This window comes from Priestia sp. USM5 (assembly GCF_058323215.1).
Window position 1 is genome coordinate 4,256,444 of sequence record NZ_JBSGKN010000001.1, and the last position, 11,967, is coordinate 4,268,410.

At 38.9% G+C, this 11,967-nt stretch carries 8 protein-coding genes and 1 riboswitch; of the genes, 1 reads left to right on the forward strand and 7 read right to left on the reverse strand.

The features are described from left to right. Nucleotides 1-415: 415 nt before the first annotated feature. The 7 genes from ACWATA_RS22430 to ACWATA_RS22460 form a co-directional block, all read right to left on the reverse strand. Nucleotides 416-2,557 carry a PAS domain-containing sensor histidine kinase gene (locus ACWATA_RS22430; RefSeq protein WP_049162785.1) on the reverse strand — a complete coding sequence of 714 codons (2,142 nt, stop codon included), beginning with the start codon at nt 2,555-2,557 and terminating at the stop codon, nt 416-418. A 279-nt stretch (nt 2,558-2,836) separates the two neighbouring features. Continuing rightward, nucleotides 2,837-4,180: an amino acid permease gene (locus ACWATA_RS22435; protein WP_028412440.1), complete on the reverse strand. Its 1,344-nt coding sequence runs from the start codon at nt 4,178-4,180 to the stop codon at nt 2,837-2,839. A gap of 159 nt (nt 4,181-4,339) precedes the next feature. Further along, nucleotides 4,340-4,420, reverse strand: a riboswitch (glycine riboswitch). A gap of 199 nt (nt 4,421-4,619) precedes the next feature. Beyond that, nucleotides 4,620-5,969 (reverse strand): FAD-binding oxidoreductase, encoded by a 1,350-nt coding sequence (locus ACWATA_RS22440; protein WP_473050183.1) that lies wholly within the window; start codon nt 5,967-5,969, stop codon nt 4,620-4,622. A gap of 302 nt (nt 5,970-6,271) precedes the next feature. Continuing rightward, nucleotides 6,272-7,657 (reverse strand): 23S rRNA (uracil(1939)-C(5))-methyltransferase RlmD, encoded by a 1,386-nt coding sequence (gene rlmD, locus ACWATA_RS22445; RefSeq protein WP_154990665.1) that lies wholly within the window; start codon nt 7,655-7,657, stop codon nt 6,272-6,274. Nucleotides 7,658-7,819: 162 nt separating this feature from the next. Next, nucleotides 7,820-8,629, reverse strand: coding sequence for a delta-lactam-biosynthetic de-N-acetylase (gene pdaA / locus ACWATA_RS22450; protein ID WP_325078057.1), 810 nt, complete (start codon nt 8,627-8,629; stop codon nt 7,820-7,822). Nucleotides 8,630-8,723: 94 nt separating this feature from the next. After that, on the reverse strand, nt 8,724-10,265 hold the full coding sequence (locus ACWATA_RS22455; protein ID WP_325078056.1) for a fumarate hydratase: 1,542 nt from the start codon (nt 10,263-10,265) through the stop codon (nt 8,724-8,726). Nucleotides 10,266-10,427: 162 nt separating this feature from the next. Next, nucleotides 10,428-10,613, reverse strand: a complete 186-nt coding sequence (locus ACWATA_RS22460) for an SE1561 family protein (protein ID WP_013081532.1) — start codon at nt 10,611-10,613, stop codon at nt 10,428-10,430. 203 nt (nt 10,614-10,816) lie between these two features. On the opposite strand from ACWATA_RS22460, the gene yfkAB reads away from it, so the two are divergent. After that, complete coding sequence (gene yfkAB, locus ACWATA_RS22465) at nt 10,817-11,935, forward strand: radical SAM/CxCxxxxC motif protein YfkAB (protein WP_034263747.1); 1,119 nt, start codon at nt 10,817-10,819, stop codon at nt 11,933-11,935. Nucleotides 11,936-11,967 lie beyond the last annotated feature (32 nt).

The window sequence follows — 11,967 nt, forward strand, 5'->3', positions numbered from 1 at the left end:
AAACATCTCTATCCAACGCTTGATCATCCCAACGTCCTTTCTGTACACTGTGTATCGGAAGGACGTTTTATATTATGTAAAGATAATAACGCGAAGATTTCATGCGTATGATTTACGATTTTTTAATACTTTACTATATCCACAAAGTTTACCCACAATTATGTGGATAATGTGCATAACTTTATCAGATATGTATATTACCGCTTTCATAACTTGAAATGACAGTGGGTAATTTTTATGTAAATTTTCTGAAAAAATGTGAATAATGTGGATAAAGTTGTGAATATCCTATACAATTCAGCAGTTAACTTCTTGTTAACCTGTGGATATCTTCTTTAGCACTTTCGTTTGTTTTAGTAACATGAAAGCTTTTGATATATTATAAGTATAATAATAAAAAGTAGGGGAACTTCCCCTACTTTTTTATGATTGGAAACAATATATCCACACTTGTTCCTTGATTTAACTGACTAGAAAATGTCATCTGCGCATGATGAGCTTTAATAATCCGATAGCTGACCATCAGCCCTAAACCTGTACCTTTTTCTTTTGTACTATAAAAAGGCTCACCTATCTTCGCTAACCGTTCAGGAGGAATACCTTGCCCTTCATCAGCAAGCTGCAGCCAAAGGTGGTTTTCTTTTGCTTTAATCGTAATATGAATACCCCCTCCTTCAGGCATTGCTTCGATAGAGTTTTTAATAATATTAATAAATACTTGTTTTAACTGATTTTTATCTCCATATACCTGCGGTAATTGCTCATCCCTTTCAAATATGAAAGCTACCTTTTTTTCTACTGCTTCAGGTTCAAGAAGCGAGCACACTTCTTGAACAAGCGCTTGCATATTCAAGGGTTCAACATTCATAACCTGAGGTTTTCCTAACATCAAAAATTCTTCTACGATTCCATTCATTCGTTCTAATTCAGTTTCCATGATATCTATATACAAAGCATCTTTGGGATTTTGTTCTTTTAATAAGTGAACAAAACCTTTTAAAGAAGTCAAAGGATTTTTGATCTCGTGAGCAACTCCAGCTGCAAGTTCTCCTACAACGGCAAGCTTCTCAGAAGTTCTAAGCTTCTCTTCTGCTTTTTTACGCTCCGTAATATCTGTCGATACGCACAGCATTTGAATCACTTCCTGTTTTTCATTCATAATAGGAAGTTTTGCTGTTTCGACCCAGCGCCGGTTTCCTTTCGAATCTTTAAACTGTTCTTCTAATACCATCCCGTTTTGCGTACAGTTTGAAAACGTCCCTTTATATAAAAGATCTGATTGAAGGTTGAATTGATATTTATCAATTGGTTGTCCAATCAAGTCATCAGATTTTTCACCTAGCAGCATCGCAAAAGATTCATTAACAAGAATGAACTCCCTTTTTTGATTAATGGCATAAATATAGCTTGGATTAATGTCAATGACTTGTCTTAAAAACGTTTTTTGTTCCTGCAGCTGATTTTCTTTTTGCTGTAAATTTGCTTTAGAATGGCGTATATAGCTAATCATTTCATTAAACTGTTTAGATAAAGTACCGATTTCCCCCCGCTCAATTTCTCGTTCCGGAATTTTTTGATTAAAATTCCCGCGCGCTACTTGTCCCGCCAATTCATATAGTTTACGAATAGGATTCACAATTTGCCTTGCATATAACGCAGTAAAAAAAGAAAGCAGTAAAATTGTAATACCTGAAACGGTCCAAAGCGTTTTTTCAAACGTTTCATAAGGCCTGTAAATTTCTTCAACGGGTAATTCAGCGACAATTCCCCAATCCAAAACAGGAATATATTCAAATGACGCAAAGAAGTACTTACCTTCGGTGTTCACAACGCGCTGATATCCTGATTTATGATTCATCGTTTCCTGAACGATTTCATTTTCCCTGGCATTTTCACCGATTCTCTGTTTCTCAGGGTGTGAAATAATTCTACCATTGCGGTCTACAATAAACGTATAGCCGTTCTCTCCTATATCGAACGTTTGAAAAATGGATTGAAAGCTTTTATTTTCTTCAATGCGCAGCGCTAAATTTATAACTTTTTTTACATTTTGCTGCTCATCCAAAATAGGAATTGCCATCACCACAATGTAATGCTTTGTGTCTGCTGAAACGACATCGCTTAAATATATTTTTTTAGTTCGCAGCGCTTCTTGAAAATATTTTCTTTTACTTAAGTTCACGTGCTTCATACTCTTTAAATCATCTGGGTAATAATGCTCCACATACCCTTTTGTATTAAAAATGGTTCCGCTATCGATATACGGTGAAATATTAACTATTTTCTGCAGTTCTTTGTCTATCTCTTGTTCATCATCTGATAAAAAAATAGGATCTTGCTGTACCTCGTCGCCCAAGCTCCAAATATCTTTAATAACGATGTTAATTTGCTCTTTCATTCTCTTGACGGTTTTATCAGTTACCTGTCGATATTGATCTTGAGAAATATTAGGCAGCATCACTCTTGAAACTATAAACATTAGCGTCAGTACGGTACAAATAAGAAGCACATTAATCGTGAAGATTTTCCAAAACGTATGAGATTTAAACCATTTCATGTTTGTTCACCTTAATTCAATGAAGTCTACCTCCATTGTACTGCAAAATGAAAACTTTTCCATGTAAATGATAGAATTCCACCTTTAGACATAGAAGAAAAGCATTTGGTTCTACATTACTATCAGAAAACTATGAGCTTTTTCACTGTATTTTCTGCTAAAACTTTTTTAGGGTTCTTATATAAACTTTGCTTACTGCATTTTCTTCATACAGTAGAAATCAATTATTTATCTTCCAATAAAAAGACCCCATCACGAAATGATGAGGTCACCCATTTACTATTTCTTCTTCCTTCTAGCCCCGTAAAAACCAAATAAGAGAATAAACCAAACGGGTGTCAACAATAAGGCTGGGCGCGTCGCATCAGAAAACAGCATAATAATAAGAATCACTGCAAACAACGCTAGCACAACATAGTTTATAAATGGTGTTAACGGTGCTTTGAATGTTGATGCTGCATGCAGCTGTGGACGCGTTTTTTTATATCTTAGATGGCAAATCAAAATGATACTCCACACCCAAATGAAACAAATAGCGCTGATGGTTGTTACGATGCCAAAAGCTTGATCTGGTATCAGTTTGCTTAACAAAGCTCCCGCCGAGATAACCAGCGTAGATACAAACAATCCGTTGCTTGGTACGTGGTTTTTGTTCAGTTTTGCAAACGTAGATGGCCCTTGGTCATTTTTACTTAAGTTATATAAGATACGGCTTGTTGAAAACATTCCGCTATTACAAGCAGAAGCGGCTGAAGTTAATACAACAAAATTAATAATTCCAGCAGCAAGCGGAATTCCGACTAAACTAAAGGTTTTAACAAATGGGCTTTCTGCTGCATTCAATTCCATCCACGGGTTAATAAATAAAAGGACGATAAGCGCTCCAACATAGAAAAATAAGATTCGCAGCGGAATTTTATTAATGGCCGATGGAATATTTTTTTGGGGATTTGATGTTTCCGCTGCCGATACCCCTACCAATTCAACCCCGACGTATGCGAAAATAACCATTTGGAATGAAAGTAAGAAACCTGAAACACCGTTTGGAAACAGTCCTCCATGATTCCAAAGATTTTGAACCGTAACGGATCCTGCATCTGTTTTAAATCCGATTACCAGTAAAATAACGCCAATAACAATTAACGCAAGAATCGTAATAACCTTTATTAAAGCAAACCAAAACTCTAATTCTCCAAATAATTTTACGGTTAATAAGTTAAGTCCTAATAAAATGATTACACAAATAAGTGCAGGAATCCACTGAGGAATATTGAACCAATATTTCACATATACGCCAACGGCAATCACATCAGCCATAGCTGTCATGATCCAGCAAAACCAGTACGTCCACCCTGTGACAAATGAAGCCCATGGTCCAAGATACTCTTCAGCAATATCTGTTAACGATTGATAACCTGCTTTAGACAGCAGTAGTTCTCCTAGCGCTCTCATCACAAAGAAAAGCGCAATACCCACAATTAAATAAGCAAAGATGATAGAGGGACCTGCAAGCTGTATGGCTTTACCAGAACCTAAAAATAATCCCGTCCCAATGGTTCCTCCAATCGCGATTAGCTGAACATGACGATTGGATAAATCCCTCTTTAATTCTCGTTGTTCCAACTCTAACTCCTCCTAACAATAAAACCTTTGATGCGATCGTGCGGACTACAAAATAAAGTCCAATAAAAAAAGAGATTGGATGCGCTCCAATCTCATGGTCATAAGAATAACAAATATTATGGTACATGCTACCAATTAGTAACATACCAAATAAATATCCGGTACTCTTCTGTCCTTTTGCCTGAGATTGTGAACCCTTCGGCGTCGCGAAACTATCGCGATCTCTCCAGAAGCTGCTCCTGCTATAGTGTGATCCATAGCAATCATAGCTTTCTACGTATTAAATTTTTCGATTAAGATAATGACTGTCGAATAGTTGTTTATTCTAATACCAGTTGGATGCTTTGTCAACAAGAAAGATGACTTTCATTTATTTACCTTCTTCGAAAGAAGGTAATGAAACAGGTTCAATCGTCAACTTAGTATCCTTTTCTACATGCTACCTGAGTCCCTGCGGAAACCTAAATACGTTAAATGGATCGTACTTTTTATTTACTCTTTCTAATCTCTCTGCGTTGTCTCCAAAATACTCATACTCGTAGTTTCTAAGGTTGCTGATAGGGAAATTCACATAGGAGCCTTTCGTAATACGTTTAATATATTGAAATCGCTTATACAGCCACTCTCTGTTTGCTCGTGCAAACGCATCGTCTGTCCATACAGATTGAAAGCCCAGGATATATCTAGCGTTTCTGTAAAAGAAGGCCGTTTCTCTGTTACCAACACTGCGAATTTCTCCTCCTAGTGCATAAAAAGAAATCGCGGCGTAAACGGAACCTTCTGCTGGACGCTGTATGAGATCTGCAAGATTTTCAAGCTCGCCAACTGAATAACTTCTTTGCACAAATCTTCCCGTTGACTTAAATTTTTCAGACGGAGGATAGGTTGCTTCTATCTTTTGTACCGCTTCAAGAAAAGATAATGACTCTAGCTCGACTCGGAACCCCTCCACCTCTGCAAAAGGCTGCAAGATCTTTCGAGCTCTTTCTGGAGATCCGTAAAAGAAGCCGTTCGCAAATATGCCCAATCCTTCTCCTTCTGCATTATAAAAACTGGCAACTAGCGTCATACGTTTTTCCAATTCAGGCAGCCAGCTTTGCCATATATTCATCACTTGTACCTGTTTTTCTCTTGTAGTACCTACATAAAAGAAGCGAACAAGCGTCACAGAGCTGTTCGTCGGTTTTGGAAGCTGAAACGTCATGCTTGCCACAACGCCAAAATTACCGCCACCAGAACCTCGGCATGCCCAAAAAAGATCCGCGTTACACGATTGGTTTGCTTTAATAATCTTTCCTTCATAATTGACCAACTCTAGCTCTATCAAGCTGTCACAGCCTAATCCGTAAAGTCTGCTCGAAAGCCCCCAGCCTCCTCCGAGCGTAAAGCCAGACACCCCAACAGTCGGACACGTTCCTCCTGGAAACACATATCCGTTCGAACCGATAAAATCATACACTTCCGTATTCTTTGCTCCTCCCTCCATCTTTAAGATGTTCCGTTTCCTATCCAATTTCAACCCGTTTAACCGACTGATATCAATGACTAATACACAGTCACCCGTAGAATACCCTTCATAATGATGACCGCCAGATCGAATGCGAATGTCTACACGATGCTTGCGCGCCCATTGAATTGCATTTACAACATCCTGCTTTTTTTCACAGTACACAATCACAAGCGGAAATTTATCAATAGCACGATTCCACTCCTGACGAGCTTCCTCATAAATGGGGTCTTTCGGCGTTACCACTTTACCCGTAAGCCCTTTCAAAAACATTGAGTCCATTTGACCTCTGCCCCTCTGTATATACTTTTTATCAGTTTTATTACTATAGTATTCTTGGAGTGGTTGAGGGTGTGGGTTTTCAAGACTAGATTGGCGTTTATCATCTCTATAAAAAATGAAATTTCAGTTCATTTACTGAAATATAAGTACTAATAAAACTTCTTTTCGGTGCTCCAATGCTTTCTAAAACCTAACTTTCCAATAATTCAAATTAGATATATTAGAATATTTTTTCTTCCAACAAGAGTCCAATTCAAATAAAAAAAGAGCAGAACCAAATCTGCCCTTTACTCTTCATCTATTTATTTCTTTAACGTCAAACTCACCACATTCTCCACGTGCGCTGTATGAGGGAACATATCAACAGGCTGAATGTAATCAACGTTATAAGCCTTCGACAGCTGCTGCACATCTTTGGCTAATGTGGATGGATTACAAGATACGTAAACCACTTTCTTTGGCTTTACTTGTAAAATTGTTTTTAGAAGCTTGTCATCACAGCCTGTTCGCGGCGGGTCAACGACGATAACGTCTGGCTTCCAGCCTTCTTTTACCCACTGCGGCATCCATTTTTCAGCCGGACCTGTTACGTACGTGGCATGCTCAAATCCATGATCTTTGGCATTTTTTCGCGCGTCTACAATGGATTCTTCAATCGTGTCCATTCCGCGAATTTCTTTGGCATCTTTAGCAAGCCATAAGCCAATTGTCCCTACTCCGCAGTAAGCATCTACGATTTTTTCACTGCCTGTTAGCGCAGCTGCTTTTTTTACTTCTTCATATAGCTTCACCGTTTGGAGAGGATTCAGTTGGAAAAATGCACGCGCTGAAAGTTCGAATGAGATATCACCTAACGTTTCTTGAATCACCGACTTTCCAGCAAGTGTAAACGTTTCGTCTCCAAAAATAAGCGATGTTTTTTGACCGTTTACGTTTTGTACGAGTGATTTCACTTCCGGTAGGCGGCGCTGAATTTCTTTCATCAGCAGCTCTTTTTTCGGAATTTCTTTTTTAGCCGTAATCAAGACAATTTGAACTTCACCCGTTTCAAACCCTACTCGAGATACAATGGTACGCACAATTCCACGGCGTTTACGCTCATTGTAGATAGGAATTTGAAGGTCTTGTAAAATTCGTTTTATTTCTTTTGTCACGTGATTTGTAGCTTTATGCTGAATGGGACAGTTTTCAATATCAATCAAGCGGTGAGAATTCAGTCCATACAAACCAGCAATGACTTTTTGTTTGTCCACGCCGACTTGAAACTGAGATTTATTACGGTAGCGCCACGGATCTTCCATACCAATCGTTTGGCGAGTTTTTTCCTCTACTTTTTTTAATGAACTGTGACGTTCGAACGCTTGCAGAACAATATCCCGCTTGGATTCTAGCTGACCTTCATAAGATAAGTGCTGAAGCTGGCAGCCTCCGCACTGGTCGTAAATCGGACAGGGTGCTTCTACGCGATGAGGAGATTTTTTGCGAATTCGCTTGATTTTCCCTTCGGCAAACTTATGCTGAACATTTGTTGCTTCTACAACCACTTCTTCATTCGGTAATGCTCCCGGTACAAAGACGACTTGGCGCTTAAAATAGCCTACGCCTTCTCCATTAATACCGAGTCTTTTTATCGTCAACGGAAACGTTTGTCCTTTTTGAACTTTCATTTCAGTTTTGGGTTTATTCATGAGACCAACTCCGATTAGTTTAAATTCTTTATATAGTTATTAACGGTCTTTAGCTGCTTAAAACTTATTGGACCGTATCGCTTTAAAAAAGACATCAACGCATATTATAACACTTCAACAGCAAAAAACCGACAGAAGAAATATTCCCGTCGGTTTTTATCTTTATTTCGTTTTAGAAGGACTTTTCTTCATTTGTTTGCGTTCGTTCATTAAATCATCAATGCTTTTAAACGTATAGCCCTGCTTTTTTAAATCCACAATCGCTTGATCTAACGCATCTGCGTTATCCTTTGAAACGGTATGCAGAAGCATGATCGCACCTGGATGTATTTGAGTCATCATATTGTCGTATGAGTAGCGCCAGCCTTTTTGTTCATTCACTTTCCAGTCAACGAATGCTAGTGACCAAAATACGTTCGTATAGCCTTCTTGCTTTGAAAGAGCTAGCGTTCGTTCGCTAAATACACCTCTAGGTGAGCGGAGATACTTCATTTCATCACGACCGGTAATATTCTTGTATTCATCTTTTACTTTTTGCAGCTCTTCTTTAAAACGTGCATCATCCACTTGAGTTAAGTCAGGGTGATGCCATGAATGATTGCCGACAATATGCCCTTCTTTTACCATTCGCTTAATTAGCTTAGGCTCTTCTTTTAAATAGTGTCCTGTTACAAAAAACGTCGCAGGAACCTTTCTTTTTTTGAGCACGTCTAATACCTGCGGTGTATAGCCATTTTCATAACCGTTATCAAACGTTAAATAAATATTTTTTTTAGTTGTATCGCCGAGGTAAAACGCATCATACTTAGCAAGAATGTGTTCATAAGCTGTACCTGCGGATGCAGGCTTGTGATTTTTACTTTTTTGAAATCCCCAGCTGATCGGAGTGTTTCGATACATTTGTGCTTCAACAGATGCTATGCCTGTTGACATCACGAATAAAAAAACGAGAAAAAAGGTGAACCGGCGCATAAGAAGCTCCTTTCGGAAGTCATTTTACGCTTAGTATCCACTCAATTTTCTCGTTCATGAACGTTACTTTTTACCATACGTTCCCGACGTATGTTTATTTAAATACCGGTTCTTTAAATTGCTCAAGCTTTTCAAATGAAGACTTGTCTACATCTGCATGCAAGCTGTTTCCGTGTGAATCCATCGTCACTACAGCTGTAAAGCCTTCTACTTTTAGATGCCACATTGCTTCAGGAATACCGAACTGCATCAAATCAACGCCTTCTACGCTCTTGATACAATCAGCATAGTACTGCGCAGCTCCTCCGATAGCATTTAAGTATACGCCCCCGTGCTCTTGAAGAGCAGCAAGCGTTTTAGGACCCATACCGCCTTTACCGATAACCGCGCGGATACCAAATTTCTTCATAATATCTCCTTGGTAAGGTTCTTCACGGATACTTGTTGTTGGTCCTGCAGCGGTTACGTGCCATTTTCCATCTTCATCTTTTAACATAACCGGGCCACAGTGATAAATGATTTGTCCATTTAAATCAATTGGCGCATCGTGGTCTGTTAAATGTTTATGAATAGCGTCGCGTCCTGTGTAGATCATACCGTTGATGCGCACTACGTCACCAACTTTTAATTCACGAATTTGCTCTTCTGTAATAGGTGCTTGTAATACAACTTCTTTTGTTTCATCCGCATTTTGTTTCTCTTCTGCACCTGCATTTTTATTAAAATCTACTTCTTCGCCTTCTTGATACAGCCACTCTTGAACGCTTCCTGTATCAGCGTTGATTTTAATACCTAAGCGACGGTAAGCCCAGCAGTTATACGCAACTGACACATAGAAGCTAGCAGGAATACGATTGATTACGCCGACTTTACAGCCAAGTAATGTCGTTTCTCCGCCAAAGCCCATTGTACCGATTCCTAGCTTATTAGCATTTTCCATTACATACTCTTCTAATTCTTTCAGCTGAGCGTTTGGATTTTCGTCATCTAAGTTTCGGAACAGCTGCTCTTTTGCTAATTCATAGCCTGTTGTACGGTCGCCACCGATTCCAACACCAATGACGCCGGCGCTACAGCCTTGGCCTTGCGCTTGGTATACTGAGTGCATCACACATTTACGAATACCGTCTAAATCACGGCCAGCTCGGCCTAACCCTTCTACTTCACAAGGCAGGCTATACTGAATGTTTTTATTTTCACAGCCGCCGCCTTTTAAAATAAGACGCGCATCAATATAGTCATTTTCCCACTGTTCAAACTTAATAACCGGCGTGCCTCCGCCTAAATTATTACCGCTGTTTTCTCCCGTTAACGAATCTACAGAATTAGGGCGAAGCTTTCCGTGCTTTGTTGCTTCTTCAATTGCCCAATAAATCGCTTCTTTAATTTGAAGCTGATTCACTCCTACAGGGGTTTTAATTTTAAATGTTGGCATACCTGTATCTTGACAAATTGGCGATAAATTATCATCCGCCATCTTAATATTATTGGTAATGGTCGCTAAAGACATTGCTGCACGCGTTCCTGCATTTTCACGCGCTTTTGCCTTTGCGATAGCACGTCGAACGTCTTTTGGCAATTTTGTAGATGTTTCAACAATTAAATCGTACATGCTTTGTTTTAAAGCTTCAATCATCACTTAATTCCTCCCATATCCCGCTAATGTATGTATTTATCTATCTGTCGTACAACTTTCAAAATTTATTATACTCCTTCAAAAATTGTTTCGAAAGACCTTTATAGGAGGATTTCCACTTCAAGCAAAAAAGCGCTAGTTTTTCTAGCGCTTTTTTCTTCTTCATTCTTTATCTTTTTTAAACTGCTCACATTTTGCTTCTAAGTCATCAATCATTGTAATCAAACGGTCAATATCTTCTAGATCTGTGTTTTCAGGCTCCATAGAGTCTAATACGTGTACAAACATATTTAAACGATCTTTTAAATAACGTACTTGTGAATCTTTATCTCGAACGGCGTTTCCCATTTTAAACCCTCCTGATGTAGCTTTTCATTCTTATTTCCTTATATCCTAACGAATACTTTCATATTTGACAACTAAAAGCAATAAAATCCATAATAGTCACTGGTGTCCGTTTTGAATGGGACGTATAATTTAGTCTAGCAGGACGGACCGTGAGATGTTTTCATCATCATTTCACTTTACGGAAAAATAAAAGGAGTTTTTTTATGGCCACTTTACAACGAATTACCCCGGAGTTCGATCCGTGGGAAGCGTATTTAGATATGAAACAATATGGCAAACCGACGCTCACAAACGTTGAATTTACAACAACGACGCTTTGTAATATGCGATGTGAGCACTGCGCAGTTGGATATACGCTGCAGCCAAAAGACCCAAACGCACTGCCTCTTGATTTAATTTTAAAACGTCTCGATGAAATTCCAACACTTCGAGCGTTAAGCATCACGGGCGGAGAGCCTATGATGTCTCTATCTTCTGTGAAAAATTATGTGGTGCCTTTATTAAAGTATGCACACGAACGAGGTGTCCGTACACAGATTAATTCAAATTTAACATTAGATCTTGCTCGTTACGAACAAATCATTCCTTATTTAGATGTTTTACATATTTCTCACAACTGGGGAACGATGGACGATTTTGTGGAAGCTGGCTTTGCAATGATGGAGCGAAAGCCTACTTATGAGCAGCGCGCCAAATATTTCGATCGTATGATTGAAAACAGCCGCGCGCTTGTAAAAGCAGGTGTAACGGTATCAGCTGAAACGATGTTAAATAAACGTACGCTTCCTCATATGGAAAAAATTCATCGTCAAATTGTGGATGAAATGCTTTGTCAGCGTCACGAAGTACACCCTATGTATCCAAGTGACTTTGCCAGCACCTTAGAGACATTATCTCTTCCTGAAATGCGTCAAGCGATTCATCACCTTCTTGATATTCGAGATGAAAATGTGTGGATGCTATTCGGCACGCTGCCGTTTTATGCATGCAGTAATAACGAGGAAGACTTAACGCTTTTACAGCGCTTGTATAGCAGTAAAAATGTAACCGTTCGAAACGATCCTGACGGACGTTCTCGCCTAAATGTAAATATTTTCGACGGAGATATTATCGTAACTGATTTTGGTGATACGCCTCCTCTTGGCAACATTCAAGATACAAAGCTTACAGACGCTTTTGATACGTGGCAGCAAAGCACAATTTCTAAAGAACTTAGCTGCCATTGTTCAGCGGTCTCTTGTTTGGGACCTAATATTTTGGTAAAAAACAGCTATTATCAAGATACTGATTTTAGCAAACTCCAAGCGAACATTACAAAATAACAAAAAGAGATTCCACCACTGGAATCTCTTTT